Annotated in this window: 32 protein-coding genes and 1 other RNA gene; 10 read left to right on the top strand and 23 right to left on the bottom strand. The window is 72.6% G+C overall.

Annotated features, from left to right (window positions below):
- The first annotated feature begins 32 nt into the window (after positions 1–32).
- A complete protein-coding gene (aceA, locus tag JSQ78_RS00675) occupies positions 33–1,307 on the top strand; it encodes an isocitrate lyase (protein ID WP_211450426.1) in 1,275 nt (424 codons plus the stop codon).
- Positions 1,308–1,336: 29 nt separating this feature from the next.
- Entirely contained in the window at positions 1,337–2,998 is a 1,662-nt protein-coding gene (aceB, locus tag JSQ78_RS00670) for a malate synthase A (protein WP_211448595.1), read from the top strand.
- Between the two features lie 58 nt (positions 2,999–3,056).
- On the opposite strand, the gene JSQ78_RS00665 is transcribed toward aceB, so the two are convergent.
- Together JSQ78_RS00665 and JSQ78_RS00660 are read right to left on the bottom strand one after the other, a co-directional pair.
- Complete coding sequence (locus tag JSQ78_RS00665; protein ID WP_249295760.1) at positions 3,057–3,332, bottom strand: zf-HC2 domain-containing protein; 276 nt, start codon at positions 3,330–3,332, stop codon at positions 3,057–3,059.
- Positions 3,329–3,964 carry a sigma-70 family RNA polymerase sigma factor gene (locus tag JSQ78_RS00660; protein WP_211448593.1) on the bottom strand — a complete coding sequence of 212 codons (636 nt, stop codon included), beginning with the start codon at positions 3,962–3,964 and terminating at the stop codon, positions 3,329–3,331. The genes JSQ78_RS00665 and JSQ78_RS00660 overlap by 4 nt, the downstream gene beginning before the upstream one ends.
- A gap of 74 nt (positions 3,965–4,038) precedes the next feature.
- On the opposite strand from JSQ78_RS00660, the gene aroA reads away from it, so the two are divergent.
- The 3 genes from aroA to hisN are packed head-to-tail and all read left to right on the top strand — an operon-like array spanning position 4,039 to position 7,227.
- Positions 4,039–5,391 (top strand): 3-phosphoshikimate 1-carboxyvinyltransferase, encoded by a 1,353-nt coding sequence (aroA, locus tag JSQ78_RS00655; protein WP_211448591.1) that lies wholly within the window; start codon positions 4,039–4,041, stop codon positions 5,389–5,391.
- On the top strand, positions 5,388–6,428 hold the full coding sequence (rsgA, locus tag JSQ78_RS00650; RefSeq protein ID WP_211448590.1) for a ribosome small subunit-dependent GTPase A: 1,041 nt from the start codon (positions 5,388–5,390) through the stop codon (positions 6,426–6,428). The genes aroA and rsgA overlap by 4 nt, the downstream gene beginning before the upstream one ends.
- Positions 6,429–6,450: 22 nt before the next feature.
- Entirely contained in the window at positions 6,451–7,227 is a 777-nt protein-coding gene (hisN, locus tag JSQ78_RS00645) for a histidinol-phosphatase (RefSeq protein WP_249295758.1), read from the top strand.
- 55 nt (positions 7,228–7,282) lie between these two features.
- On the opposite strand, the gene JSQ78_RS00640 is transcribed toward hisN, so the two are convergent.
- A complete protein-coding gene (locus JSQ78_RS00640; protein ID WP_211448588.1) occupies positions 7,283–7,762 on the bottom strand; it encodes a VOC family protein in 480 nt (159 codons plus the stop codon).
- Between the two features lie 46 nt (positions 7,763–7,808).
- On the opposite strand from JSQ78_RS00640, the gene JSQ78_RS00635 reads away from it, so the two are divergent.
- A complete protein-coding gene (locus JSQ78_RS00635; protein ID WP_211448586.1) occupies positions 7,809–8,099 on the top strand; it encodes a rhodanese-like domain-containing protein in 291 nt (96 codons plus the stop codon).
- Positions 8,100–8,120: 21 nt separating this feature from the next.
- On the opposite strand, the gene JSQ78_RS00630 is transcribed toward JSQ78_RS00635, so the two are convergent.
- Positions 8,121–8,267 (bottom strand): hypothetical protein, encoded by a 147-nt coding sequence (locus tag JSQ78_RS00630; RefSeq protein WP_211448584.1) that lies wholly within the window; start codon positions 8,265–8,267, stop codon positions 8,121–8,123.
- A gap of 29 nt (positions 8,268–8,296) precedes the next feature.
- On the opposite strand from JSQ78_RS00630, the gene JSQ78_RS14050 reads away from it, so the two are divergent.
- On the top strand, positions 8,297–8,902 hold the full coding sequence (locus JSQ78_RS14050) for a CHAD domain-containing protein (RefSeq protein ID WP_211448583.1): 606 nt from the start codon (positions 8,297–8,299) through the stop codon (positions 8,900–8,902).
- On the opposite strand, the gene JSQ78_RS00620 is transcribed toward JSQ78_RS14050, so the two are convergent.
- The 8 genes from JSQ78_RS00620 to prfB all read right to left on the bottom strand — a co-directional run bounded on the left by JSQ78_RS00620 (position 8,874) and on the right by prfB (position 16,769).
- Positions 8,874–10,241 (bottom strand): NAD-dependent succinate-semialdehyde dehydrogenase, encoded by a 1,368-nt coding sequence (locus tag JSQ78_RS00620; RefSeq protein ID WP_211448581.1) that lies wholly within the window; start codon positions 10,239–10,241, stop codon positions 8,874–8,876. The two genes, JSQ78_RS14050 and JSQ78_RS00620, sit on opposite strands and share 29 nt — an antisense overlap.
- Before the next feature lie 102 nt (positions 10,242–10,343).
- Positions 10,344–10,714, bottom strand: a transfer-messenger RNA (tmRNA) gene (gene ssrA / locus JSQ78_RS00615).
- A gap of 107 nt (positions 10,715–10,821) precedes the next feature.
- Positions 10,822–11,850, bottom strand: coding sequence for a 6-phosphofructokinase (locus tag JSQ78_RS00610; protein ID WP_211448579.1), 1,029 nt, complete (start codon positions 11,848–11,850; stop codon positions 10,822–10,824).
- Positions 11,851–11,937: 87 nt separating this feature from the next.
- Positions 11,938–12,414: an SsrA-binding protein SmpB gene (gene smpB, locus JSQ78_RS00605; protein ID WP_211448578.1), complete on the bottom strand. Its 477-nt coding sequence runs from the start codon at positions 12,412–12,414 to the stop codon at positions 11,938–11,940.
- Between the two features lie 77 nt (positions 12,415–12,491).
- Positions 12,492–13,406 carry a permease-like cell division protein FtsX gene (gene ftsX, locus JSQ78_RS00600; RefSeq protein WP_211448576.1) on the bottom strand — a complete coding sequence of 305 codons (915 nt, stop codon included), beginning with the start codon at positions 13,404–13,406 and terminating at the stop codon, positions 12,492–12,494.
- A complete protein-coding gene (gene ftsE, locus JSQ78_RS00595; RefSeq protein WP_021064964.1) occupies positions 13,403–14,140 on the bottom strand; it encodes a cell division ATP-binding protein FtsE in 738 nt (245 codons plus the stop codon). Before ftsE ends, ftsX begins: the two co-directional genes overlap by 4 nt.
- Positions 14,141–14,232: 92 nt before the next feature.
- Positions 14,233–15,642, bottom strand: coding sequence for a 4-hydroxyphenylacetate 3-hydroxylase N-terminal domain-containing protein (locus tag JSQ78_RS00590; RefSeq protein ID WP_211448574.1), 1,410 nt, complete (start codon positions 15,640–15,642; stop codon positions 14,233–14,235).
- Between the two features lie 8 nt (positions 15,643–15,650).
- A complete protein-coding gene (prfB, locus tag JSQ78_RS00585) occupies positions 15,651–16,769 on the bottom strand; it encodes a peptide chain release factor 2 (RefSeq protein WP_211448572.1) in 1,119 nt (372 codons plus the stop codon).
- 91 nt (positions 16,770–16,860) lie between these two features.
- Here prfB and JSQ78_RS00580 point away from each other — a divergent pair, with 91 nt between their 5' ends.
- Positions 16,861–18,090, top strand: a complete 1,230-nt coding sequence (locus JSQ78_RS00580; protein ID WP_211448570.1) for an MFS transporter — start codon at positions 16,861–16,863, stop codon at positions 18,088–18,090.
- 3 nt (positions 18,091–18,093) lie between these two features.
- On the opposite strand, the gene JSQ78_RS00575 is transcribed toward JSQ78_RS00580, so the two are convergent.
- The 5 genes from JSQ78_RS00575 to JSQ78_RS00555 form a co-directional block, all read right to left on the bottom strand.
- The gene (locus JSQ78_RS00575) at positions 18,094–19,230 is read right to left on the bottom strand and encodes a serine/threonine-protein kinase (protein ID WP_211448568.1); all 1,137 of its coding nucleotides are present in this window, start codon (positions 19,228–19,230) and stop codon (positions 18,094–18,096) included.
- Positions 19,231–19,408: 178 nt separating this feature from the next.
- Positions 19,409–19,855 (bottom strand): pilus assembly protein TadG-related protein, encoded by a 447-nt coding sequence (locus tag JSQ78_RS00570; RefSeq protein ID WP_211448566.1) that lies wholly within the window; start codon positions 19,853–19,855, stop codon positions 19,409–19,411.
- Positions 19,852–20,337: a hypothetical protein gene (locus JSQ78_RS00565; protein WP_211448565.1), complete on the bottom strand. Its 486-nt coding sequence runs from the start codon at positions 20,335–20,337 to the stop codon at positions 19,852–19,854. Before JSQ78_RS00565 ends, JSQ78_RS00570 begins: the two co-directional genes overlap by 4 nt.
- Positions 20,312–20,692, bottom strand: coding sequence for a TadE/TadG family type IV pilus assembly protein (locus JSQ78_RS00560; protein WP_211448563.1), 381 nt, complete (start codon positions 20,690–20,692; stop codon positions 20,312–20,314). The genes JSQ78_RS00565 and JSQ78_RS00560 overlap by 26 nt, the downstream gene beginning before the upstream one ends.
- Before the next feature lie 126 nt (positions 20,693–20,818).
- On the bottom strand, positions 20,819–21,022 hold the full coding sequence (locus JSQ78_RS00555; RefSeq protein WP_211448561.1) for a DUF3263 domain-containing protein: 204 nt from the start codon (positions 21,020–21,022) through the stop codon (positions 20,819–20,821).
- Positions 21,023–21,069: 47 nt separating this feature from the next.
- Between JSQ78_RS00555 and JSQ78_RS00550 the strand changes: the two genes are divergently transcribed.
- The gene (locus JSQ78_RS00550; protein ID WP_211448559.1) at positions 21,070–21,486 is read left to right on the top strand and encodes a hypothetical protein; all 417 of its coding nucleotides are present in this window, start codon (positions 21,070–21,072) and stop codon (positions 21,484–21,486) included.
- A 179-nt stretch (positions 21,487–21,665) separates the two neighbouring features.
- On the top strand, positions 21,666–21,884 hold the full coding sequence (locus JSQ78_RS00545; protein WP_211448557.1) for a hypothetical protein: 219 nt from the start codon (positions 21,666–21,668) through the stop codon (positions 21,882–21,884).
- Positions 21,885–21,934: 50 nt separating this feature from the next.
- Here the strand turns inward: JSQ78_RS00545 and JSQ78_RS00540 are convergent, their stop codons facing one another.
- The 6 genes from JSQ78_RS00540 to JSQ78_RS00515 all read right to left on the bottom strand — a co-directional run bounded on the left by JSQ78_RS00540 (position 21,935) and on the right by JSQ78_RS00515 (position 24,298).
- Positions 21,935–22,228, bottom strand: a complete 294-nt coding sequence (locus JSQ78_RS00540) for a hypothetical protein (protein WP_211448556.1) — start codon at positions 22,226–22,228, stop codon at positions 21,935–21,937.
- Between the two features lie 113 nt (positions 22,229–22,341).
- Positions 22,342–22,755, bottom strand: coding sequence for a hypothetical protein (locus tag JSQ78_RS00535; RefSeq protein WP_211448554.1), 414 nt, complete (start codon positions 22,753–22,755; stop codon positions 22,342–22,344).
- Between the two features lie 77 nt (positions 22,756–22,832).
- The gene (locus tag JSQ78_RS00530) at positions 22,833–22,973 is read right to left on the bottom strand and encodes a hypothetical protein (protein ID WP_211448552.1); all 141 of its coding nucleotides are present in this window, start codon (positions 22,971–22,973) and stop codon (positions 22,833–22,835) included.
- A complete protein-coding gene (locus JSQ78_RS00525; protein WP_211448551.1) occupies positions 22,954–23,271 on the bottom strand; it encodes a hypothetical protein in 318 nt (105 codons plus the stop codon). The genes JSQ78_RS00530 and JSQ78_RS00525 overlap by 20 nt, the downstream gene beginning before the upstream one ends.
- A complete protein-coding gene (locus JSQ78_RS00520; protein ID WP_211448549.1) occupies positions 23,268–23,888 on the bottom strand; it encodes a collagen-like triple helix repeat-containing protein in 621 nt (206 codons plus the stop codon). Before JSQ78_RS00520 ends, JSQ78_RS00525 begins: the two co-directional genes overlap by 4 nt.
- On the bottom strand, positions 23,888–24,298 hold the full coding sequence (locus tag JSQ78_RS00515) for a hypothetical protein (RefSeq protein ID WP_211448547.1): 411 nt from the start codon (positions 24,296–24,298) through the stop codon (positions 23,888–23,890). The genes JSQ78_RS00520 and JSQ78_RS00515 overlap by 1 nt, the downstream gene beginning before the upstream one ends.
- Positions 24,299–24,313: the final 15 nt, after the last annotated feature.

The following is a 24,313-nucleotide window of genomic DNA, read 5'->3' as shown; positions in this document are numbered from 1 at the left end:
AGGACACCGTGACGGAGCAGCAGGACCACCGGATGGCCGCAGAGGCAGCCGAGCTGGAGCTGGAGTGGGCGGCGGACCCGCGCTGGAGCGGCGTGCAGCGCGACTACTCGGCGGCGGACGTCGTGCGGCTGCGCGGCTCGGTCGTCGAGGAGCACACGCTCGCCCGCCGCGGCGCCGAGCGCCTCTTCGAGCGGCTGCATGCCGACGAGACGCCCGTGCGCGCGCTCGGCGCGCTCACCGGCAACCAGGCGGTGCAGCAGGTGCGGGCGGGGCTCGAGGCGATCTACCTCTCGGGCTGGCAGGTCGCCGCCGATGCGAACCTCGCGGGGCAGACCTACCCTGACCAGTCGCTGTACCCGGCGAACTCGGTGCCCGCGGTCGTGCGCCGCATCAACAACGCGCTGCAGCGCGCCGACCAGATCGAGCGCAGCGAGGGCAAGCGCACGGTCGCCGACTGGCTCGCGCCGATCGTCGCGGATGCCGAGGCGGGCTTCGGCGGACCGCTCAACGCGTTCGAGCTCATGCGCGCCATGATCGCGGCCGGCGCCGCGGGCGTGCACTGGGAGGACCAGCTCGCGAGCGAGAAGAAGTGCGGCCACCTCGGCGGCAAGGTGCTCATCCCGACGCAGCAGCACGTGCGGACGCTGAACGCGGCGCGCCTCGCGGCCGACGTCGAGGGCGTGCCGTCCGTCATCATCGCCCGCACCGACGCGGAGGCCGCGACGCTCCTGACGAGCGACGTGGATGAGCGCGACCGCCCGTTCCTCACCGGCGGCCGCACCGCGGAGGGCTTCTACGAGGTGCGCAACGGCATCGAGCCGTGCATCGCTCGCGGCCTCGCCTACGCCGAGTACGCCGACCTGCTCTGGATGGAGACCGGCAAGCCCGATCTCGAGGTGGCCCGCCGCTTCGCCGAGGGCGTCAAGGCGCAGTTCCCCGACCAGCTGCTCGCCTACAACTGCTCGCCGTCGTTCAACTGGAAGAAGCACCTCGACGACCACGAGATCGCGCGGTTCCAGCGCGAGCTCGGCGCGATGGGATACCGCTTCCAGTTCATCACGCTCGCCGGCTTCCACGCGCTCAACCACTCGATGTTCGACCTCGCGAAGGGCTACGCCGAGCAGCACATGACCGCGTACGTCGACCTGCAGGAGCGCGAGTTCGCCGCAGAGGCGAGCGGCTACACCGCGACCAAGCACCAGCGCGAGGTCGGCACCGGCTGGTTCGACCTGGTCGCGACCGCCCTCAATCCCGACTCGGGCACGCTCGCGCTCGCGGGCTCGACCGAGTCCGAGCAGTTCCACTGATCCGCACGGCACGACGAAGGAGGACGACGATGGACCGCATCCGCATCAACGACCACGCCGAGGGGCAGGACCGCGTCCTCACGGACGAGGCCCTCGCCTTCCTGCTCGAGCTGCACGACGCGTTCGAGTGCACGCGGCAGCAGCTGCTGCAGGATCGCCGGAAGCGCCGCACCGCGCTCGCCGACGGCGAGACGCCGGGCTTCCTGGCATCGACCGCGCACATCCGCGAGGACGACAGCTGGCGGGTCGCCTCGCCCGCGCCCGGGCTCGAGGACCGCCGAGTCGAGATCACGGGCCCGATCGAGCGGAAGATGACGATCAACGCGCTCAACTCGGGAGCCAAGGTGTGGCTCGCCGATTGCGAGGACGCGTCGAGCCCGCTGTGGCGGAACGTCATCGCGAGCCAGGTCAACCTGCAGGACGCGATCCGCGACCGGATCGCGTTCACGAGCCCGGAGGGCAAGGAGTACCGAGTCACCCGGGCCGAGACCCCGACGATCGTCGTGCGGCCGCGCGGCTGGCACCTCGACGAGCACCGGATCCTCGTCGACGGCAAGCCCATGTCGGGCTCGCTCGTCGACTTCGGCCTCCACGTGCTCCACAACGCGCGCGAGCTCATCGCGCGCGGCCGCGGACCGTACTTCTACCTGCCGAAGCTCGAGTCGCACCGCGAGGCGCGGCTGTGGAACGACGTCTTCCTCCTCGCGCAGGACCGGCTCGGCATCGATCGCGGCACGATCCGCGCGACGGTGCTCATCGAGACGATCACCGCGGCGTTCGAGATGGAGGAGATCCTCTGGGAGCTGCGGGAGCACTCGGCCGGCCTCAACGCGGGCCGGTGGGACTACTTGTTCTCGATGATCAAGGCGTTCCGCTTGCGCGGGCCCGACTTCGTGCTCCCGGACCGCTCGCAGCTGACGATGACGGCGCCGTTCATGCGCGCCTACACCGAGCAGCTCGTGCGGGCGTGCCACCGCCGAGGCGCGCACGCCATCGGCGGCATGGCGGCGTTCGTGCCGAGCGCGAGGGATCCCGAGGCGACCGAGCGGGCGCTGCGGGCGGTCGCCGCCGACAAGTCGCGCGAGGCCGCCGACGGCTTCGACGGCTCGTGGGTCGCGCACCCGGGGCTCGTCGCGACATGCCGGGCCGCCTTCGACGCCGTGCTCGGCGACCGGCCGAACCAGCTGGATCGCTCGCGCGACGACGTCGAGGTCGATGCGACCGCGCTCATCGACCTCTCGACGACCCAGGGCCAGATCACCGACGCAGGGCTGCGCTCCAACATCGAGATCGCGATCCGCTACATGGAGGCATGGCTGCGCGGCCACGGCGCGGTCGCGATCCACTCCCTCATGGAGGACGCTGCCACCGCCGAGATCTCGCGCTCGCAGGTGTGGCAGTGGATCTACAACGAGTCGGTCACGAGCGACGGCCGCACGGTCACGCGCGAGCGCTGCGAGGCGATCGTCGCCGAGCTCGCCCCGTCGTTCGCCGACGGCGAGGACGACCGGTTCCGCGAGGCGATCGAGCTGTTCCGCGAGACCGCGCTCGAGGAGGCGTACCCCGCGTTCCTCACCCTCGCGGGCACGGAGCGCTACCTCGGCGACGGCGCGCGGCGTCCCGCGACCGGCTCGATCCCGGTGCAGGATGCGTCCACGCCGCTCGAGGAGGACGCGCGCGCGGCCGCGTGATGCTCAGACGACGCAGGGCGGGACCGATGCGGTCCCGCCCTGCGTCTCATCTCGCCCGTCAGCCGTGCTGGGCCTGCGCGGCGCGCAGGGACGCGAGCAGCTTCGCGCGCAGCTCCTCGGGAGCGCGGTCCTTGCACGCGCCCTGGAGCGCCGCCGTGAGCATCTCGCCCACGTGGTGCTCGGCCGAGCACTCCTCGCACTCGTCGAGGTGCGCGCGCACGTCTGCGGCATCCTCGGCGCAGAGCTCGTTGTGCAGGAACTCCTCCAGCGCGGCGCGCGCCTCGGCGCAGTCCTTCTTCCCCTCGGTCATCTCGAGGGCCGGCGTCTCGCTCACGGCTTCTTCTCCTTCACGGTGGGATCCTGCACGGCGATGCCCTGCTCCCGGGCGTAGTCGGCCAGCAGGCCTCGCAGCAGCTTGCGGCCGCGGTGCAGCCGGCTCATGACGGTGCCGATCGGGGTCTCCATGACCTCGGCGGTCTCGGCGTAGCTGAGCCCCTCGACGTCGACCCAGTAGACCGCCATGCGGAAGTCCTCGGGGACCTCCTGCAGCGCATCCTTGACGACGCCCGAGGGCATCCGGTGGATGGCTTCGGCCTCGGCGCTGCGCGCCGCAGTCGCGGTGAACGACTCGGCATCGCCGATCTGCCACTCCGCCATGTCGTCGAGCGCCGCCTCGAAGGGCCGGCGCTGCTGCTTGCGATAGGTGTTGATGTAGGTGTTGGTCTGGATGCGGTAGAGCCACGCCCGCAGGTTCGTGCCCTGCTTGAACGAGCCGTATGCCGCGTAGGCCTTGAGCAGCGTCTCCTGCACGAGGTCCGCCGCGTCGGCGGGGTTGCGCGTCATGCGCATCGCCGCCCCGTAGAGCTGATCCGCGTACTGCATCGCCTGCTCCGCGAAGTCGTCGCGCTTCGCCGCCTCTGTCTGCTCGGACTCTGTCTGCTCGGACTCTGTCTGCTCGCTTGCCATCGCGGGCGAGTCTAGTGTCGCTGTCGGCACAGGCACCTCCTCTGCTTCCGCCTCCGACCGATAGATTGCAACCGATGCCGAAGCCCGATCATTCCCGGCCCTGGACGGCCCCCACCGCGACCTCGCGGCTCGACGCGCGCGTGCAGCTGCCGGGCTCGAAGAGCCTCACGAACCGGGCGCTGCTGCTCGCGGCGCTCGCCGACGGCGGCTCGACGCTCCACCGGCCGCTGCGCAGCCGCGACTCCCGCATCATGGTCGAGGGGCTCAGGTCACTCGGCGCGACGATCCGCGAGACGCCCGGCGACGGCCGGTTCGGCCCCGACCTCGCTGTGACGCCCGGCCCCATCAGGGGCGGTTCCTCGATCGACTGCGGGCTCGCGGGCACCGCGATGCGCTTCCTCCCGATCGTCGCGGCGCTCGGCGACGGCCCGGTGTCGTTCGACGGCGACCCGCACGCGCGCGAGCGGCCCATGGCCGAGACGATCGCGAGCCTCCGCGCGCTCGGCGTGCGCGTCGACGCCGACGAGCCGCGGCTGCCCTTCACCGTGCACGGCGCGCGCGGCCCCGGCGGTCCCGGGAGCGTGCGCGGGGGCGAGGTCGAGATCGACGCGAGCGCCTCGAGCCAGTTCGTGTCGGCGCTCCTGCTCGTCGGCGCGCGCTTCGACGAGGGCCTCACGCTCCACCACCGGGGCGAGCGGCTGCCCTCGCTCCCCCACATCGAGATGACGCTCGAGGCGCTGCGCCAGCGCGGCGTCGACGCGCGCCGGGTGGGCGACGCGTCGTGGCGCGTCGAGCCCGGCCCGATCGCGGCGCTCGACGAGCGGATCGAGCCGGACCTCTCGAACGCCGCGCCGTTCCTCGCCGCCGTGGTCGCCATCGGCGGCCGCATCGTGCTCGACGGCTGGCCGGCCGAGACGACCCAGGTCGGTGCGCTGCTCCCGCAGCTGCTCGAGCCGTTCGGCGCGACGTCGAGGCTCTCGGATGGGTCCCTCACCGTCGAGGCCGTCGGCGGCGCGATCCCCGGCGCGACCCTCGACATGCACGCGGCGGGCGAGCTCGCGCCGACGATCGTCGCGCTCGGCGCGCTCGCGTCGGGGCCCGTCGAGGTCACGGGGATCGGCCACATCCGCGGGCACGAGACCGACCGCATCCGCGCCCTCGTCGACGACATCGCCGCGCTCGGCGGGCGAGCGGAGGCGCTGCCCGACGGCATCAGAGTCGAGCCCGCGCCGCTCGCGGGCGGCCCGTGGCGCGCCTTCGACGACCACCGCATCGCGACCGCCGGTGCCGTCATCGGCTTGCGCGTGCCGGGCGTCGAGGTCGACGACATCGGTGCGACGGCGAAGACGATCCCGGAGTTCCCGGAGCTGTGGAGCGCGATGCTCGCCGGCTCCGACGGCAGCGGATCGGGCGGCAGGGGCGCATGAGCTGGCTCGGCGACTACGAGGACCCGTACGAGGAGTACGACGAGTCGAGCGTGCGCGAGCGGCCGAACCCGAAGGCGAACCGGCCGAGGTCGAAGCAGCGCCCCGAGCACGACGACGCCATCACAGGCATCGTGACCGCGGTCGACCGCGGCCGCTACACGCTCGCCGTGCGCGTCGGCGAGCCCGACGAGGCCGTCGTGAGCGCCGCGCGCGCCCGGGAGCTGCGCAAGCAGGCGATCGTCGCGGGCGACCGGGTCGACGTCGTGGGCGACACGAGCGGCGAGGAGGGATCGCTCGCCCGCATCGTGCGCATCCAGCCGCGCGCGACCGTGCTGCGGCGATCGGCCGACGACACCGACGTCGTCGAGCGCGTCATCGTCGCGAACGCCGACGTGCTGCTCATGGTCGTCGCGGCCGCGGATCCCGAGCCGCGGCCCGCGCTCGTCGACCGCTACCTCGTCGCGGCGCTCGACGCCGGCATCACACCCGTCATGGTGGTCACGAAGACCGACGTCGCCGATCCCGCGCCGTTCCTCGCCCACTTCGAGGGGCTCGACATCGAGGTGTGGCAGTCGTCGATCGAGGACCCTCCCGTCGAGGCGCTCCGCGAGCGGCTCGACGGGCACACGACGGTCGCCGTCGGCCACTCGGGCGTCGGCAAGTCGACGCTCGTGAACGCGCTCGTGCCGGGCGCGATGCGCGCGGTCGGCCACGTGAACGCCGTCACCGGCCGCGGCCGGCACACCTCGTCGTCGACCGTCTCGTTCAAGCTCGGCTCCGGCTGGATCATCGACACGCCCGGCGTGCGCTCCTTCGGCCTCGGCCACGTCGCGACGGCCAACGTGCTGAGCGGCTTCCCCGACCTCGCGGCCGTCGCCGAGGACTGCCCGCGCGGCTGCTCGCACCTCGTCGGGGAGGAGTACTGCGAGCTCGCGATCGCCGCGCGCGAGGGGCGGCTCGGGCAGCGCCGCGTCGACTCGATGCAGCGGCTGCTCGGCACGCTCGTCGCCGCGCGCCAGCAGCGGCACGAGGAGTGACGCGCGGCCTACGCTGGAGGGCGTGACCCGCTACGACGACGACCTCGCCCTCGCGCTCCGGCTCGCCGACGCCGCCGACGCGATCTCGATGGCGCGCTTCGGCGCGCAGGACCTCGAGATCACGACGAAGGCCGACACGACGCACGTGACGGACGCCGACCGCGCGGTCGAGCAGCGCATCCGCACCATGCTCGCCGAGGAGCGCCCGGGCGACGCGATCCTCGGCGAGGAGTTCGGCACCGAGGGCGACGCCGCGCGGCAGTGGATCGTCGACCCGATCGACGGCACGGCGCACTTCCTGCGCGGCGCACCGATCTGGGCGACCCTCATCGCGCTCGCGGTCAAGGGCAGGCCGGTCGTCGGCGTCGTCTCCTCCCCCGCGCTCGGCGCGCGCTGGTGGGCCGCGCAGGGCTCCGGCGCGTGGACCGATCCCGCCGAGCCCCGCCGCCTGCGGGTCTCGGGCGTCGCGTCGCTCGAGGATGCGGTGCTCTCGTACAACGCGATCCAGGGCTGGGACGGCGCGGGCAGGCTCGACGACCTCGTCGCGCTGCAGCGCGAGGTGTGGCGCGCGCGCTCGTACGGCGACGCGTGGAGCTACATGCTGCTCGCGGAGGGGAAGGTCGACGCGGTCGCCGAGTTCGACCTCAAGCCCTACGACATGGCCGCGCTCGTGCCGGTGATCGAGGAGGCCGGGGGGCGCTTCACGTCGGTCGACGGCCAGGCGGGCCCGTGGCACGGGTCGGCGCTCGCGACCAACGGCGCGCTCCACGACGAGCTGCTCGCGCGGCTCGCGCGCTGAGCCGCTCGGGCTGATCCGCGCCGGCTGATCCGCGCCGGCTGATCCGCGCCGGCGCTCAGCCCCGCGCGGCGGCCTCGAGCGCCGCGACGTCGAGCTTCCGCATCTCGAGCATCGCGCGCGTGACGTCCTTCGAGCGCGGCCCCTGCATGAGCTCGCCGAGCTGCTCGGGGATGATCTGCCACGAGACGCCGAAGCGGTCGCGGCACCACCCGCACATCGACTCCTCGCCCCCGTCGGCGACGAGGGCGTCCCACAGCCGGTCGACCTCCGCTTGCCCGTCGACGGTCACGGCGATCGACACCGCCTCCGACTGCGGGAACTGGGGACCGCCGTTCAGCAGCTGGAAGGGCGAGCCGCCGAGCGTGAGGTCGACCGTGAGGGCCTCGCCGGGCGGGGCGTCCCCCGGCCAGGGGCTCTCATCGCCGGGGATCCGCATCACATCGGTGATCGCCGAGTCGGGCAGGAGCGAGACGTAGAGCTCGGCTGCCTCCTCGATGCGGCCGTCGAACCAGAGCACCGTGCGCACATCCGTCATGGCCGCCATGATGCTCGCCCGGAGCGCGGATCGATAGCCTCGATCCATGCGAGAGATCACGCCCGCCGAGACCGCCGACCGCCCGATCGTCGACGTGCGCGAGCAGCACGAGTGGGACGCGGGGCACGCGGTCGACGCGCTGCACATCCCGATGAGCGAGATCGTCGAGCGGCTCGACGAAGTGCCCGACGGCGCGGCCGTGATCTGCCGCTCGGGCGCGCGGAGCGGTCAGGTCGTCGCCTTCCTCGAGCAGCGCGGCATGGATGCGGTGAACGTCGCGGGCGGGACCCTGCGGTGGGCGGCGGAGGGCCGCCCGATGGTCGGCACGGTCGCCTGACGCGGCACCGGCGGTGGAGGATCAGACCATGGCGACCCACCACCGCGAAGTGGAGACGAAGCTCGAGCCGCCGGAGGGCGCGGCGCTCCCGGGATTCGAGGCGGCCCCGCGCGTCGCGTCGACGACGGCGCCGCTCGAGCTCCCGCTCGACGCCGAGTACTTCGACACGGCCGACCTCGCGCTCGCCGAGATCGCCGATGACGAGGTCGCCGCTGCACCGGCGGCCGGCGGTCCATCGGATGCGCGTCGCCGTCCGCCGGCTGCGCGCCGCGCTCGCGACGTCCCGGTCGCTGCTCGATGCCGAGCGGACCGAGCCGGTGCGGGCGGAGCTGCGCTGGCTCGCCCGCGCGCTCGGCGAGGATCGCGACGCCGAGGTGCTGCTCGAGCGGCTCACTGCGGCCGCCGGCGCGCTGCCCGCCGAGCTCGCGAGAGGCCCGCTGGCGAACCGCCTCGACGACGCGCTGCGCTCGCGCACCCGGGCGGCGCACCGCCGCACCCTCGAGGCCCTCGAGTCGGAGCGCGGGCGCGCCGGCGACGCGCCTCGCGCGGTCGCTCGAGCGCGTGCAGGCGGTGCTCGGCGAGCACCACGACGCGGTCGTCGCCCAGCCTGTGCTCCGGGAGCTCCGCATGCGGGCGCACCTCGGCGGCGAGAACGCCTTCAGCTACGGGCTGCTCGCGGGGAGCGAGCGCGCCCGCGCCCTGGCCGCCGAGTCGGAGCTCGGACCTGCCTGGGCGCGGGCGCGCGCGAAGCGGCGACACCGCTGGCTGGGCTGATCAGCCGACGACGAGCTTCTTGTTCATGAACTCCTCCATGCCGTGCGGCCCGAGCTCGCGGCCGAAGCCCGATCGCTTCGTGCCGCCGAAGGGCATGTCGTAGTCCTCGGCGCTCGCGTCGTTGATCGCGACCATGCCCGCGTCGATGCGGTCGGCAACCGCGCGCGCGAGGTCGGGGTCGCTGCACCACACGCGGGCGCCGAGCCCGAAGGGCGTGTCGTTCGCGATCCGCACGGCGTCGTCGACGTCCTTCGCACGGTAGACGGTGCCGACGGGGCCGAAGAGCTCCTCGCGGTACACGCTCATCGCGTCCGTCACGTCGGCGAGGAGCGCCGGCTGCACGCGCGTGCCGTCTCCCTCGTCGACGGCACCGGCGAGCACGCGCGCGCCCTCCGCGAGGGCGGCACTGGTCTGCTCGCGCAGGCGGTCGGCCGCGGCCTGCGACGAGAGCGGGCCGACGAGCGCGTCCTCATCCTCGGGGTCACCGACCTCGACCGCGGCGATCGCCTCCGCGAGCCGCGTCGAGAACTCGTCGTAGAGCTCATCGACGACGATGAAGCGCTTCGAGGCGTTGCACGCCTGGCCGGAGTTCTCCATCCGGGCCGCGACCGCCGACTCGACCACCGCATCCATGTCGTCCGTCGAGAGCACGACGAAGGGGTCGCTCCCGCCGAGCTCGAGCACGACCTTCTTGAGGTTGCGGCCCGCGATCTCGGCGACCGCGGCGCCCGCGCGCTCGGAGCCGGTGAGCGAGACGCCGCGCACGCGCGGGTCGGGGATGACGATCTCGCCGATCTGGTCGTTCGTCGCGAAGATGTTCTCGTAGGCGCCGGCGGGCAGCCCCGCCTCCTCGAGGATCTCGGCGATGACGGTCGCCGACCACGGGCACTGCGGCGCGTGCTTGAGCAGCACGGTGTTGCCGAGCATGAGGTTGGGGAAGGCGAAGCGCGCGACCTGGTAGTACGGGTAGTTCCACGGCATGATGCCGAGGATGACGCCCTGCGCCGACTTCACGACGCGCGCGTCGACGTCCTCGCGAGTCTTGAGCACCTCGTCGGCGAGGAACTCCGCCGCGTTGTCGGCGTAGTACTGGATGATCTCGCCCGAGAACTCCGCCTCGAAGACACCCTGCCCGAGGGGCTTGCCCATCTCGGTGCGGATGATCTCAGCGAGCTCGCGCGAGCGCTCGGTGAAGGCCTTCGCGGCCTTCGTGAGGATCGCTGCGCGCTCCGCCATCGGCGTCGCGCGCCACGGCTCGAACGCCGCGTGGGCGCGCTCGATCGCGGCGCGGATCTCGTCGTCGGTCGCGGTGGGGAACTCCTTGACGACCTGGCCGGTGTAGGGGTCGACGACCCGGTACTCGCTCACGCTGCCTCCTCGCAGGATCGGGAGCCTCCAGGCTAGTCGAGGAGACCGACCGCCGATCGCGGGCAGCGTCAGGCGGGATCTCACAGCGTGCGACTCGGCCGATGGTGGAGATGGGGGGAATCGAACCCCCGTCCAACGCTCACATCGTGCGGCTTCTCCGGGTGCAGCTCAAGGGTGGCGTTCTGCTCGGCTCCGACCTTTGTCCTGAGCACCTAGGTCGACGAGCCCAGTCACAGTGAAAGTCCCGCGATGCCCTGTGACGCAGCATCGCAGCGAGCTCTCAAGATGACGCCAGGGTCCGGGGCGAGAGCAACCCCGGTCTGACGGACTTCAGGCTCGCTTAGGCAGCGAGGGCGAAGTCGGTGCGCTTTGCATTGGCACCTATTGGTTTGCAGGGGGCGTTGAAGAGATGACCCTGCATCCTCTACCCGCTTCCCGCAGCAATCGAGACGCTGTCGAAACCGATCATCCCCGTGCTGGGCGCGAGTCGCACGCTGTGGAGTTTCCAATGCCGGATGCGTCCGGCTCGCTGGCGAGGCCAGCCCACCATGGTAGCGCGCCCGGGATCCTTGGGCAACCGTCAGCCGAAGAGCAGCTCCGCCTCGCGGTAGCGGTGGTCGGGCACGCGCTTGAGGTCGCCGAGCGCCTCCGCCATCGGCACCCGCACGATATCGGTGCCGCGCAGCGACACCATCGAGCCCCACGCGCGGTCCGTGATCGCATCGACCGCGGCGAGCCCGAAGCGCGTCGCGAGCACGCGATCCGCGCCCGAGGGCGCCCCGCCGCGCTGGATGTGGCCGAGCACGGTCGCCCGCGACTCGATCCCCGTGCGCTCCTCGATCATCGGCGCGATGACCTCGCCGATGCCGCCCAGGCGCGGGCGGTCGAAGGCGTCGAGGCCCTTGCGCGAGTACTCCTCGTCCATCCCCTCGAGCTTGAAGCCCTCGGAGACGACGACGAGCGGCGCGCGGCGGCGGTCGTAGACCGATTGCACGTACTCGCAGATCCACTCGATCGAGCGCGGCTGCTCGGGGATGAGCGTGACGTGCGCGCCCGTCGCGATGCCGGTGTGGAGCGCGATCCAGCCGACGTGCCGCCCCATGACCTCGAGCACCATGCAGCGCATGTGCGAGTCGCCGGTCGTGCGCAGCCGGTCGCCGGCCTCCGTCGCGATCTGCACGGCCGTGTCGAAGCCGAAGGTGTAGTCGGTCGCGTCGAGGTCGTTGTCGATCGTCTTCGGCACCCCGACGATGGGGATGCCGTCGTCGGCGAGCCGATTGGCGGCCGCGAGCGTGCCCTCGCCGCCGATCGCCATGACCGCCTCGATCCCGAGGCGCTCGAGCGTCTCGGCGATGCGCTCTGGCCCGCCCTTCTCCCCCTCGTAGGGGTTCGTGCGGCTCGTGCCGAGGATCGTGCCGCCGATGCGGGAGGTGCCTCGCACCGCCGAGCGGTTGAGCACCCGCACGTCGCCCTCCTTGAGCCCCCGGTAGCCGTCGCGGATGCCGACGAACTCGTGCCCGTGGTGCTTCATGCCGGTGAGCACGGCGGCTCGGATGACCGCGTTGAGACCCGGGCAGTCGCCGCCGGAGGTCAGGATGCCGATGCGCATGTCGCCCTTCCGCCGGCGAGCCCTGGGTGAGCGCCGGCAGGCCCATTCAAGTCGACGCGCGCTGGGAAAGTCGAACCGCGCGGGACGTCAGTCGCCGAGGCGGTTCCGCGTGCGCATCGCGCGCTCGGCCTCGCGCTTGTCCTGCCGCTCGCGCAGCGCGTGCCGCTTGTCGTACTCCTTCTTGCCCTTCGCGACCGCGAGCTCGACCTTCGCGCGGCCGTCCGAGAAGTAGAGCGAGAGCGGCACGAGCGTGTAGCCGCCCTGCGCGACCTTCGCGGCGAGCTTGTCGATCTCGTCGCGGTGCAGCAGCAGCTTGCGCTTGCGCCGCGGCGGGTGGTTCGTCCAGGTGCCCTGCCCGTACTCGGGGATGTGCACGGCGTCGAGCCACGCCTCGCCGCGGTCGACGAACGCGTAGCCGTCGACGAGCGACGCGCGGCCCGCGCGCAGCGACTTCACCTCGGTGCCCGTGAGCACGAGGCCCGCTTCGATGCGGTCCTCGATGTGGTAGTCGTGGCGCGCCTTGCGGTTCTGCGCCACGACCCTCTGGCCCTGTTCGCGCGGCATGGCTCGCTCCCGGTCTCGGTGGTCTCGACAGCCCGTGCTCGGGCAGCCGCCCAGTGTAGCGCGGCTAGGGCCGCGGCTCAGATCCTGAGGTAGCGGCGGATCGCGACGGCGGCCGCGACGCCCGCGAAGAGCACACCGATCCCGAGCAGCACGGGCGCGACGACGAGCGCGTCGTCGAGCCCCACGATCGCGATCGTCTGCAGCATCGGCGCGACGTAGCCCTGCAGCAGGAAGTGCACCGTCGCGACGACCGCTCCGGCCGCGAGCACCGCTCCGACGAGCGCCGCGACGATCCCCTCGATGATGAACGGCGTCTGGATGAACCGGTTCGAGGCGCCGACGAGCCGCATGATCCCGAGCTCGCGCTTCCTCGAGAAGGCGGAGAGGCGGATCGTCGTGGAGATGAGCAGCACGGCGGCTACGAGCATGAGCACGGCGATGCCGATCGCGACGAGGCTCGCGGTGCTCAGCACCTGGAAGATGGGCTCGAGCAGCGCCCGTTGATCGCGCACCTCGAGCACGCCCGGCAGCGCGCTCGTCGCCTCGCGGATGAGGTCGGCGTCCTGCGGCGCGGTCGGCCGCACCCAGAGCGCCTCGTTCATCGTCTCGGGACTCGCGAACTCGGCGCTCGAGGTGCCCCCGAACTGCTCCATGAAGTGCTGGTAGGCGAGCTCTCGGTCCTCGAACTCGACGTCGGCGACGTACGGCGCGATCGCCCCGCTCTCGAGCACGGCCCGCACGGCGTCGACCTGCTCGGCGGTCGCGGCGGTCTGGCTGCACGTCGCCGTCGCGTCGACGGGCCCGCAGAAGTAGACCCCGACCTGGGCCCGGTCGTACCAGAAGCCCTTCATCTGGTTGATCTGCATCTGCAGCAGGATCGCGGCGCCGACGAACGACAGCGAGATGAACGTCACGAGCACGACCGAGACGACGACCGAGAGGTTGCGGCGCAGGCCGTTCCAGACCTCCTGCGCGATCAGCTGGACCCTCACGCGGTCTCCTCCTCGAGCGCTCGCGGCGCGAGCTCGTCGTCGTCGCCGAGATGTCGGCGGTAGGAGCCGTGCGCCTCGTCGCGCATGATGCGGCCGGCGTCGAGCTCGACGACGCGCTTCTGCATCTCGTCGACGATCGAGGCCTCGTGCGTCGCCATCACGACCGTCGTCCCGCCCTCGTTGATGCGAGCGAGCAGCGCCATGATGCCCGCGCTCGTCGAGGGGTCGAGGTTTCCCGTCGGCTCGTCGGCGAGCAGGATCGGCGGTCGGTTGACGACCGCGCGCGCGATCGCGACGCGCTGCTGCTCGCCGCCCGAGAGCTCGTGCGGGAGCCTCGACGCCTTGCCCGCGAGCCCGACGATCTTCAGCACGTCGGGCACGGCCTCCGAGATGAAGGCGCGACTCTTGCCGATCACCTGCAGCGTGAAGGCGACGTTCTCGTAGACCGTCTTGTTGCCGAGCAGGCGGAAGTCCTGGAAGACGACGCCGAGGTTGCGGCGGAAGAAGGGCACGCGCCGGTTGGGCAGCGCCTTGAGGCGCTGGCCGAGCACGTGCACCTCGCCGCTCGAGGGCGTCTCCTCGCGCAGCACCATGCGGATGAGCGTGGACTTGCCCGAGCCGGAGGCGCCGACGAGGAAGACGAACTCGCCCTTGAGGATCTCGAGGGAGACGCCGTCGAGCGCGGGGCGAGCCTTGCGGGAGTAGGTCTTCGAGACCTCGTCGAAGCGGATCATGGCCCGTCGAGGCTACGGGCGGCGGGCGGCTCGGCTCTGCACCGCTGTCGGCGCGGCGCGACCTCGGCGCACGTCGTCGCGCGCTCGGCGGCTCACGAGCTGGAGCGCCGGTGCCAGTCCGCGACGCGGCCGTCGGCCCGCGCGAGCCCGAGGATGCCGACGTGGGTGCGCTCCGGCTGGCCCCAGTAGCTGCGCTCGTAGAGCTCGTGGCGCGCGCCGAAGCCCGTGCCGATCGCATCCCACAGCTCGCCGACGACCTCGAGCCGCTCGCGCGCATCCGCCCCGCCCGATCCGCGCAGCAGCGGCTCGACCGGCTCGACCTCTGGCGTGCCGAGCGAGCCGATCGGCACGGGCAGGTGGGCGAGCGCCGACGAGAGCGTCGTCTCGAGCGAGATCCGCACGCGCGAGTAGGCGTCGGGCGCGAGCGCCGAGAACGCCATCGCGGCGTCGACGCCCGGCAGGATCGACTCCCCCGACGGCACGGCCTGCTCGATCATGGCGTCGCGGAGGCCCGCGACCGTGTGCCGGAAGGCGATGACCTCGCCGAGCGCCGCTTGCGTGCCGCGGCGCTCCTCGGTGCCCATGATCTCTGCCGCCCGCACGGCGAGCCCGGCGATGCGCTCGAGCTTCGCCTCGAGCCGCGTCGCCGCCTGGAAGGCGAGCCGGGCGTTCCAGCCGACCGCGCCGCGGTTGAAGGCGAGCATCGTGTCGGCGTCGCGGATGAAGACGTCGGTCCACGGCACGAGCACGTCGTCGAAGACGACGAGCGCGTCGTGCTCCTGGAAGCGGCTCGCGAGCGGCTGGTCGGTGCGGAAGGGCGTGCCGCGCGTGTAGACGCGCACGCCCGGCGAGCCGACGGCGACCGACGCGGCGACCGCGAACGCATCCGTCTGCACCTCGCCCCCGAAGTGCGAGACGAACAGGCGCTGCGCGGTCGCGGCGCCCGTGACGACCGCCTTCGCGCCGCGCAGCACGACGCCCTCGTCGGTCTCGCGGACGACGTGCAGGAACACGTCGCCGACCTCGTCGGGCGGCAGCTCGCGGTCGACGGGCGGGTTGACGAGCGCTTGGGCGTAGTGCGTGACGGCGCGCTGGTCGCGCTCGAGCGCCGCGCGCACGTTGGGCTCGAAGCGGCCGAAGAACGGCGCGTGCGCCGCCATCGACGTGAGCATGCACGCCATGAACTCGGGGGTGCGGCCGAGCCAGCCGTGCGTGCGCCGCTGCCACGCGCGGATCGCCTCGCGCTGCGCGCGGAGGTCGCCCTGCGACTGCGGCACGGTCCAGAAGGCGTGGGTGACCCCGTCGCCGTCCCCGATCGGCGCGAGCAGCGCATCCGCCGCCTCGTCGTGCAGGGCGTCGTAGAGCGACGCGATGGTGGATGCGGTGCCCGCGAAGGCGGGATGCTCGGCGACGCGCGCGACGCGCTCGCCGTCGTGGACGACCACTCGACCGTCGTCGAGGCTCTCGAGGTAGTCGCTGCCGGTCTGCGGTCGGGTGCCCATCGCCGCTCCTACTGCGCGTCCTCGCGCTGCTGCTGCTTGCGCCAGCGGATGCCCGCCGCGATGAAGCCGTCGAGGTCGCCGTCGAAGACCGCCGAGGGGTTGTTGACCTCGTGGAGCGTGCGGAGGTCCTTGACCATCTGGTACGGCGCGAGCACATAGGAGCGCATCTGATCGCCCCAGCTCGCGGCGATCGAGCCGGCGAGCTCCTTCTTGCGGGCCGCCTCCTCCTCGCGCTTGAGCAGCATGAGGCGGCTCTGCAGCACGCGCATCGCCGCGGCGCGGTTCTGGATCTGGCTCTTCTCGTTCTGCATCGAGACGACGACGCCGGTCGGGATGTGGGTGATGCGCACCGCGGAGTCGGTCGTGTTGACGGACTGACCGCCCGGCCCCGAGGAGCGGAAGACGTCGACCCGGATGTCGTTCTCCGGCACCTCCACCTCGTCGACCTGCTCGAACAGCGGCACGACCTCGACCGCCGCGAACGACGTCTGGCGCTTGCCCGCGGCGCCGAAGGGGCTCATGCGCACGAGCCGGTGGGTGCCGGCCTCGACGGAGAGCTGCCCGAAGGCGTAGGGCGCGTCGATCTCGAACGAGGCCGACTTGATGCCCGCCTCCTCCGCGTAGCTCGTCTCGTAGACGGTGACGGGCATGCCGTGCTGCTCGGCGTACCGGAGGTACATGCGCAGCAGCATCTCGGCGAAGTCGGAGGCGTCGACGCCGCCCGCGCCGGCGCGGATCGTGACGACGGCGGGGAGCGGGTCGAACTCGCCGTCGAGGAGCGTCTGGATCTCCATCTCGCCCATGAGCTTCTGCAGGCTCGCGAGCTCCTTCTTCGCCTCGAGCTGCGTCGCCTCGTCGGCCTCCTCGTTCGCCATCTCGACGAGCACCTCGAGGTCGTCGATGCGCGACTCCGCCTCGACGATGCGGCGCAGGTCGGCCTGCGCGTGGCTCAGCTGGCTCGTCACCTTCTGCGCGGCGTCGGGGTCGTCCCACAGGTCGGGCGCGCCCGCGGCGGCGGAGAGCCGCTCGATGTCGGCGGCCAGCCGGTCGACGTCGGTGACCGCCTTGATGTCGGCGAACGTGGAGCGGAGGGCGGCGATCTCGCCGCCGATGTCGAGATCGGCCATGATGCCCCAGCCTACCGGCGCGGCATCGTCCGTCCCGCCCGACGCCGGCACCGCATCCGCTCGACCAGCGCGAGCATCGTAGGCTCGGGCTGTGAGCGGGGGCGACGAGACCGAGCGCTTCCCGTGGAGGCGCGTCGCGGGCGCCGTGTACGTGCCGACGGCGGCGTTCGCGATCGGCGAGGGCGCGGTCATCCCCTACATCCCGCTCATCGCGGGTGACCTGGGCGCCTCCCTCGCGGTCGCCGCGGTCGTCGCGGCGATGCTCACGATCGGGCAGCTCGCGGGCGATGTGCCCGGCGGTGGCGTCGTCGCTCGCTTCGGGGAGCGGCCGACGATGATCGGCGCGGGCGCGCTCGTGCTCGCGGCGCTCGCGCTCGCGCTCGTGGCGAGGGATGCGTGGACGCTCGGCGTCGCCGTGTTCGTGCTCGGCCTCGGCCACGCGGTCTTCGCGCTCGCGCGGCACGCGTTCATGACGACCTACGTGCCGATCCGGTATCGGGCGAGGGCGCTGTCGACGCTCGGCGGCATCTTCCGCCTTGGCATGTTCGTCGGCCCGCTCATCGGCGCCGCGGTGCTCGGGCTCGGGCTCCCGCTCGGCGCGGTGTGGGTGTTCTTCGGCGTCTGCACGATCGTCGCGATCGCCGTCCTCGTCGTGCTGCCCGATCCGACGACGGCCTTCGAGCGGAAGCCCCCGACGACGGGCGTCATCGAGCTGCGGCAGGAGCGCACGGGCGTGTGGCGCGTCGTGCGGCAGCACGCGCGCGTGCTCGCGACCGTCGGCGTCGGCGCGGCGATGCTCGCGCTCGCGCGCTCAGCGCGCAATGTGCTGCTGCCGCTCTGGGCGATCTCGATCGGGCTCGACGCCGCCACGACCGGTCTCGTGATCGGCATCGCGGGCGGCGTCGACTTCGCGCTCTTCTTCGTCTCGGGCTGGATCATGGATCGCTTCGGGCGGCTGTGGAGCGTCGTGCCGACGCTCGGCCTCATGGCGGTGGCGTTCGCGATGCTCGCGGTCTCGCACGACCTCGATGCCGCGACCGGCTGGTTCGTCGCGGCGGCGATGGTGCTCGGCCTCGGCAACGGGCTCGGCTCCGGCATCATCATGACGCTCGGCGCGGATCTCGCCGATCCCCGCAACCCCGCGCCGTTCCTCGGTGCGTGGCGGCTGACGGTCGACCTCGGCGGCGCCGTCGCCCCGCTCGCGATCTCGGCGGTCGTCTCGATCGCGTCGATCGCGTGGGCAGCGGCCGGGCTGACCGCGGTGTGCATCGCCGGTGCTGCGATCCTGCTCAAGTGGCTGCCGCGGAAGCCGCGGGAGTGACGCTCACGCAGCGGAGGCCGTGAGCTCGTCGATCGCCGCCCGGATGGCCTCCGCGGCCTCGGGGCTCGCCGCGCCGTCGCGCTCGAGCGCGTCGACCTGCGAGCGGAGCTCCGCGAGTCCCGCCGCGAGGCCCGCCGTCTCCCCGTCCGCTGCCGCGGCCTCGAGCGCCGCGACCCGGCCGAGGAGCGCATCGCCTGCGGCGGCGTCGAGCCCGCCGCCCGCGACCGCGCCGCCGATCGCGTCGCGTACCCCGGCGAAGCTGATCGGCGCAGGCTCTACAGGGGCCGGCTCGACCGGTGCCGGGTCGGCAGGCGCAGACGCGGTGGGCGCGGGCGCCGGCTGCTCGGACTCGGCGGGCGCGGGTGCCGGTGTCGCCGCCTCCCCTGCCGCCGCCGGCGTCGGCTCCGCGGCCGCGTCGGGCGCGGGCTGCGCGGCGGGGGCGGCGCTCGTCCCCGGCTCGCCGGCGAGCGGCGTCGCGGCCGTCGCCGACGGCGGCGTGACGGTCACTGGTGCCCCGTCCTGCGCGGCGGGCGGCTGCGACGCGAGGGCGTCGTCCGCGCTCGGCCGCTGCAGCAGCGGGACGACGACGAGCAGCAGCGCAGCGAGCGCCACGAGGGCGGCCACGGCGAGCAGCGCCCGGCGGGCGACGCGCTTGCGCGGGGCAACGACGACCGCGGTCGCCGCGCCGGCCGGGGCGAGCGGACCGGTCGACGGCGCACCGAGCGCCTCGACGGTCGGCGCGGCAGCCACGAGCGGCACGGTGTCGGCCACCGGCACTGCTGCGGCGGCGACCTCGCCCGTGCGCGGCAGCGCGCTCCGGATCTCGGCGAGCTCGTCGCGCACGAGCGCCGCGTCCGACCCGCGGTCGTCCGGGTGCTTCGAGAGCAGGCGCGCGACGAGGGCGTCGAGCGCGGCCGGCGCGTCGGTGAGCCGCTCCGACACCCGGGGCGCCGGCGCGTGCACGTGCTGCTGCAGCAGCGCGAGGGGGTGCTCGCCCGCGAACGGCGGCCGTGCGGTGAGCAGGGTCATCATGACGCAGCCGAGCGCGTACAGATCCGTCGCGGGCGTCGCTCGACCGCCGTCGGCCTGCTCGGGAGCCATGTAGGCGGCGCTGCCGACGATGGTGGAGGCGGCCGTCATCTGGCCGGACGTGCCGTCGACGCTCGCAGTCGCGCAAGAGGCCCGTGCGTTCGAGCCCCGTGCGTTCGAGCCGCGTGCGCGTCGCGCGAGCGAGTCCCGCGCGGCGTACTCCGGCTGCGCTCCCGCGAGCGCCGCGGCGAGGTGGTCGCTCGAGCCCGTCGTCCGTGTCGTAGCGAGATCAGTCGACGAAGACGGCGCGCGCCGTCGCGGTCACGTCGAGGCGGATGCCCTCGGGCAGCAGGAGCGAGACGACCGGCGGGCGCCACGTGCTCGACACGGAGACGGTGGCGCTGCGGGCATCGGCGCTCGCACCTTCGACCCGCACGTCGTCGAGCTCGCCAGCGGCCTCCGCCGCCCAGGCCGCAGCGGCCTCCTGCACCGCCGCGTCGGCGAGCTCCGGCGCGGCGGTGGCACCGTCGAAGCGCACCTGCTCGAGCGCGAATGCCTCGGCGGCCGCGAGCGCCGCCCCGTCGGCGACCGTGAACAGCCGGCGACGCTCGACGAGCATGCTCGTCGCCGCGGCGACCGCGAGCACGAGAGCGAGCGCGAGCGCCGCGAAGCCGATCGCCAGCACGAGCGTCGAGCCCTCCTCCTCGCCCGCGAGTCGCGACCACGCGCGCTTCACGGGGCGCCGCCGAAGGCGGAGACCGGCTGGCTCGCGAGCGCCGAGACGGGCACGCCGACCCCGGCGCCGAGGTCGAGGCCGGGCGGGGCGAGCGGGAGCGGCACGGTCGCGTCGAGGCGGACGGAGACCGTGCCGCGCCGGGTGTCGCACGCGTCCTGCGCAGGGGTGCACACGACCTCGACGCGCACGGCCTCGGGCTCGAGCCCGGCGTCCGCCATCGCAACGCGGATCGCCCGATCGGCTGCGGCCAGGCCCTGCTCGTGCGAGTCGGCTTGCGCGATCGCCCGCGCCGCGTGGCGGGCGCCGCCCTCGATGCCGAGCACGGCGTGCTGGATCTGGCCGAGCGCGAGCACGAGGTAGACGAGCGGCACGAGCAGGATGAGCCCGACGGTGAGGAACTCGATCGAGGCGGAGCCCTCCTCCGACGCGAGCCCGCCCAGGGCGCCTGCGCGCCGCTCAGCGGAGCGATTCGACGGGGGCATGACCGGCGACCTCGAGCGCGACGGGGCCGATGAAGCCGAGCACGGGCAGCGGTGCCGCGACGCGGATCTCGATGGTCTCGAGTCCCGCGACGACGGCGCTCGATGCGCTCACCCGCTCGGCGTAGCGTGGTCCGATCGCCGTCGAGATGAGCTCGCGCGTGCGCTCGACGCCCGCCGCGGCATCGGAGCCGAGCAGCGAGGCGTGCCGCGCGCCCTCCGCCGCCGCGTCGGCGACGGTCGCGCGCACGTGCAGCGCGAGCGAGAGCTGCATGACCGAGAGCACGAGCACGACGAGCAGCCCCGCCACCATGGCGAACTCGGCGACCGCCGAGCCGCGCTCGTCGGCCAACCGCATCAGAAGCTCGTGACGCGCGAGATCGCCTGCTCGAAGACGCCCTGCAGCGCGGGCCCCGCGACCGTCCACAGCACGATGACGAGTCCCGCGGTCATCAGCGTGACTCGGCGCGTTCCCCCCAACCGATCATGCCGCGAGCTCGCGGATGCGGCGGCAGGTTATCGGGTCATATTCGATTGCCTCCCGCGTCCGCACGAGCGCGTCGAGGCGCTGGTAGAAGCGGATCGACGAGAGGCCGAGACGGTCGCGGGCTTCGCGCTCGAGCCAGCCGCGGCCTTTCCAGGGCTTGGCGGCGAGGTCGAGGACGGCGCGGTCAAGGTCGGAGAGCATCCCTCACATTCTCCCGGCAGCCGGTGACTTCCGCTTAGACTCGCGCCATGAAGACGCTTCGCCTGGCCGCGCTGAGCGCCGCCGCGCTCTTGCTCGCCGGATGTGCGAGCGCTTCGGCCGACGAGCCGGAGTCGACCCCGACGCCGAGCGCCTCGCACGTACCGTTCTGGCAGGCGGTGGACAGTTGCGATGGGCACATCGGCAGCGGCTTCGAAGTACTCGACGACGGCGAGAGCCTGGTGATCGACGGCGCGGTAGGCCGTGCACCCGGTGCCAGCACGACCGCGATCTTCTGCGTGCTTGACGAGCTTGACATGAGCCAAGCGGACCAGCAGCGCATCCAGTCGACGCGAGCGCTGGACGGGACCATGACCGCCGAGTGGGACGGGTACGAAGCGACCTGGACCTACCACCCGGACGACGGGCTCGACATGGTCTTGACTCAGGAGCCCTTCGAGAACTGATGCTCGACTTCCCCGGTGACGTGTGCGAGCGCTGCAGGCACACTCTCCGCGACGGTGCCTGCCCTGCTTGCGGATGGATGCCCGACCCCGTCGACGGCGAGCGCCCGCCGTACGAGCCCGACGACGTGCCCGGCATCCGCGGCTGGTGAGCGTCAGCGGCCGCACCTACCGTCGGCGCCATGATGAGCAAGCCCGACCACTTCCAGACCGCCTACAACCTCGGCGGCGACGTCGCCGAAGCCGAGAACCACGGCAAGCCCCTCCCGCTCGAGCGCGTGCCCGACGGCGAGACACTTTGGCGCGCCGTCATGGGCGACGCCGCCCGCGCCGACTGGCCGACGAACACGCTCCCGCAGCTGCGCGCAGAGTTCGACCGCGGCTACGGCGACTACTGGTGAACGACAAAGCGCCCCGCCACCTCCGAAGAGGGCCGGGCACTCCGCAGGGTTCAGAACGCGTAGGCCATCTCAGCGACGCCCGGTGCGCTCACCAACTCGTCCGACGTTCGCACCGTCACAACGCCGTGCCCGCGCTCGGTGGACTCAAGGAAGGCAACGTACATCGCCATGGTCGTCGTGGGTGCGGCCGGCGATGCGTCGGCCCTGTCATCATCGGGTCCGCCGATGTGCATTTCGATGAGCCGCATCCGATCCGGGAAGGCAACGAACACGTTCGCGCGGCCACCGAAAGCCTCGACCTGCTTGATGGCGTGGGCCAAGGTGTCGTCCGGCAGCGTCGCCACAATGGGGCGCGTGCCGTCGGCGGCGACAACTCGAAGGGGGCGCGCTGGCGCTTGCCGAGCGACTGCTCGCATCACCCTACGGATGACCTGATTTCGCTGGTCCATCGTCCACCTCATCCCTTGCACCCTCGTTGCTGCCGGGCATGCACTTGGTCGTAGCCTTCGTCGAAGCATTCTTGCACGTCTACCTGTGCCCGTAGGGGTCGAATGTTTCTGCGGTCGTTCGGTCTCTGATGACCGTGCACGTGCTCGTGGAAGTAGCCGTGCCCCGTGTCTACGGAGTACTGCTCGATCCATCGGCCGAAGCCGTCGCGCCGGGTCCACACGATGGCGAAGAACGCGAGCGAGTGCTGCACGTAGCGGTTCCGCTGGACGATGCGGCAGCAGTTGCACGGCATCGCAATCGGCATCTCGTGTTCCTCGAAAACCTCGTCCGGGTCCATCTCATACCAGGACTCAGGCGGCGCGTCCGCGACGCGAGCGCGGTGCTTCTTCGCGTCTCGCCGTCGTGACTGACTGTGTGCCATCCGCCGATTCAACCACGAAGGACGCCCCTCCCCCGCGGCCGAAGCCAGGCGAGGGAGGGGCGTAGTCGTGTGCGCGGTCAGGCGCGGCGGATCCGGGCGTAGGCACGGCGCGCGCCGTCCTCGAGCGCGTCCGCGAGCATCCCGGACCCGATCATCGCGAGCGACAGCACCACGTCGGTGACGCGGCGCCAGACCGGGTCAGGCTGCGTGCTTGCCACGGTCAGCCGCGGGTGACGAGCCGAGCTTGAAGATCCGCTGCATGAGCGCGTCCACCTGCGGGAGCGCGGCGAGGCGTGCAAGCAGACCCGCGGACGCCGACACGAACGTGACGGCCGCGACGATCCAGGCGCCGATCGGCGTGCCCGGCCAGAACTGGTCCGCGAACGCGGCGAGCTCAGGGCCAGCGGCGATGAACGCGAGAGCGACGAGGCCGACGAGCGGGATCGCCGTCTCGATCGCGGTACGCAGCGCCGCCTTCCACGGGTAGCGCTGCTGTGTGGTGACGGGGACGGTCATGGTGTTGCCCCTTCCTGGGCGCATGCGACGGTCTCGGTGGTGCCGTCGTCGAAGGTGATGGTCAGCTCGAGCGCGGCGCCCGAGCAGGAGACCGCCGCGATGCCGCGACCGTTCGCGCCTGCGGGTCCCGGCTCGCCGGGTGTCCCGGGCGTCCCGGGCGCGCCGTCGACCCCAGCGGGTCCGGGCGGGCCGGGCGGGCCGGTGATCGAGTCGCCAGGTGCGCCATCCGCGCCCGCTTCACCGACACTCCCAGCCGATCCGGTCGCGCCGGGAGCCCCGTCGAGTCCATCGCGGCCGTCGACACCATCGCGGCCCGGACGTCCCGGCGCGCCAGACGGTCCGGGCGGGCCAGGCATCCCCTCGACGACATCCGCCGGCGCGTCCGCTTCAGGCTCTTCCCCGGTCGCCTCGACGTACTCCGTGTGCAGCTCGTAGTACTGCGTCCGCCACAGCGAGCGCGCCTGCGTGAGGTCCGCGATCATCCAGATCGCGAACAGCGCCCCCAGCAGCAGACCGATGACCGCGAGCGTCGACCATGTGCGCGCGACCTTACGATCGCGCACCGTCGCGCGCTTCTCCTGCTCGAGCGCCGCGATCACTTCGTGCGAGTCGGTCATCAGATCCCCTCGGGGTAGTCGGGCGGTGGCGGCGGGAAGCCCTGCGTGATGTGGGCTCGGAGCACCTCGATGTAGGCGTCCTTGATGCGCTCCCGCGTGACCGTCGATGCCCGCTCGACGTCGTGAGCTGCTTTCGTCGCGGCGTGCGCGGCGCGCTCCTCCGCGAGGTCGTCACGTAGTCGCTGCCGTTCTTCCGCCGCCTCTGAGCGCGCGTCACGGGTCCGCTGGTCGGCCGTGTCGCGTTCCTCCTGCAGGTCCTGCACGAGCCGGAGCGCGCCGTCGAGCGCGTCGAGCTTCCGCTCCGGCGCGGTGCGGCGCTTGTTGATCGCCGCGACCACGATCGCGACGACGCCCGCGATGAACGCGCCACCGATTCCCGGCCCGAGGACCGATCCGAGCCACTCCGGCATCGGCTACCCCTTCCG

The sequence above is a fragment of the Agrococcus sp. Marseille-Q4369 genome (assembly GCF_018308945.1).
In the GTDB taxonomy this organism is placed as follows: Bacteria; Actinomycetota; Actinomycetes; order Actinomycetales; family Microbacteriaceae; genus Agrococcus.
The sequence above is the reverse complement of the archived record's forward strand: the minus strand, read 5'-3'. Positions and strand labels throughout refer to the sequence as shown.

Excerpts from the sequence above, each read along its gene's own strand:
- aceA (WP_211450426.1), top strand. The coding sequence starts at position 33 with ATGGCCGCAGAGGCAGCCGAGCTGGAGCTGGAGTGGGCGGCGGACCCG.
- aceB (WP_211448595.1), top strand. The coding sequence starts at position 1,337 with ATGGACCGCATCCGCATCAACGACCACGCCGAGGGGCAGGACCGCGTC.
- JSQ78_RS00660 (WP_211448593.1), bottom strand. The coding sequence starts at position 3,964 with ATGGCAAGCGAGCAGACAGAGTCCGAGCAGACAGAGTCCGAGCAGACA.
- aroA (WP_211448591.1), top strand. The coding sequence starts at position 4,039 with ATGCCGAAGCCCGATCATTCCCGGCCCTGGACGGCCCCCACCGCGACC.
- rsgA (WP_211448590.1), top strand. The coding sequence starts at position 5,388 with ATGAGCTGGCTCGGCGACTACGAGGACCCGTACGAGGAGTACGACGAG.
- JSQ78_RS00640 (WP_211448588.1), bottom strand. The coding sequence starts at position 7,762 with ATGACGGATGTGCGCACGGTGCTCTGGTTCGACGGCCGCATCGAGGAG.
- JSQ78_RS00635 (WP_211448586.1), top strand. The coding sequence starts at position 7,809 with ATGCGAGAGATCACGCCCGCCGAGACCGCCGACCGCCCGATCGTCGAC.
- JSQ78_RS14050 (WP_211448583.1), top strand. The coding sequence starts at position 8,297 with ATGACGAGGTCGCCGCTGCACCGGCGGCCGGCGGTCCATCGGATGCGC.
- JSQ78_RS00610 (WP_211448579.1), bottom strand. The coding sequence starts at position 11,850 with ATGCGCATCGGCATCCTGACCTCCGGCGGCGACTGCCCGGGTCTCAAC.
- smpB (WP_211448578.1), bottom strand. The coding sequence starts at position 12,414 with ATGCCGCGCGAACAGGGCCAGAGGGTCGTGGCGCAGAACCGCAAGGCG.
- ftsE (WP_021064964.1), bottom strand. The coding sequence starts at position 14,140 with ATGATCCGCTTCGACGAGGTCTCGAAGACCTACTCCCGCAAGGCTCGC.
- JSQ78_RS00590 (WP_211448574.1), bottom strand. The coding sequence starts at position 15,642 with ATGGGCACCCGACCGCAGACCGGCAGCGACTACCTCGAGAGCCTCGAC.
- prfB (WP_211448572.1), bottom strand. The coding sequence starts at position 16,769 with ATGGCCGATCTCGACATCGGCGGCGAGATCGCCGCCCTCCGCTCCACG.
- JSQ78_RS00575 (WP_211448568.1), bottom strand. The coding sequence starts at position 19,230 with ATGACGGCCGCCTCCACCATCGTCGGCAGCGCCGCCTACATGGCTCCC.
- JSQ78_RS00565 (WP_211448565.1), bottom strand. The coding sequence starts at position 20,337 with ATGCCCCCGTCGAATCGCTCCGCTGAGCGGCGCGCAGGCGCCCTGGGC.
- JSQ78_RS00560 (WP_211448563.1), bottom strand. The coding sequence starts at position 20,692 with ATGCGGTTGGCCGACGAGCGCGGCTCGGCGGTCGCCGAGTTCGCCATG.
- JSQ78_RS00555 (WP_211448561.1), bottom strand. The coding sequence starts at position 21,022 with ATGCTCTCCGACCTTGACCGCGCCGTCCTCGACCTCGCCGCCAAGCCC.
- JSQ78_RS00550 (WP_211448559.1), top strand. The coding sequence starts at position 21,070 with ATGAAGACGCTTCGCCTGGCCGCGCTGAGCGCCGCCGCGCTCTTGCTC.
- JSQ78_RS00545 (WP_211448557.1), top strand. The coding sequence starts at position 21,666 with ATGATGAGCAAGCCCGACCACTTCCAGACCGCCTACAACCTCGGCGGC.
- JSQ78_RS00535 (WP_211448554.1), bottom strand. The coding sequence starts at position 22,755 with ATGGCACACAGTCAGTCACGACGGCGAGACGCGAAGAAGCACCGCGCT.
- JSQ78_RS00525 (WP_211448551.1), bottom strand. The coding sequence starts at position 23,271 with ATGACCGTCCCCGTCACCACACAGCAGCGCTACCCGTGGAAGGCGGCG.
- JSQ78_RS00520 (WP_211448549.1), bottom strand. The coding sequence starts at position 23,888 with ATGACCGACTCGCACGAAGTGATCGCGGCGCTCGAGCAGGAGAAGCGC.
- JSQ78_RS00515 (WP_211448547.1), bottom strand. The coding sequence starts at position 24,298 with ATGCCGGAGTGGCTCGGATCGGTCCTCGGGCCGGGAATCGGTGGCGCG.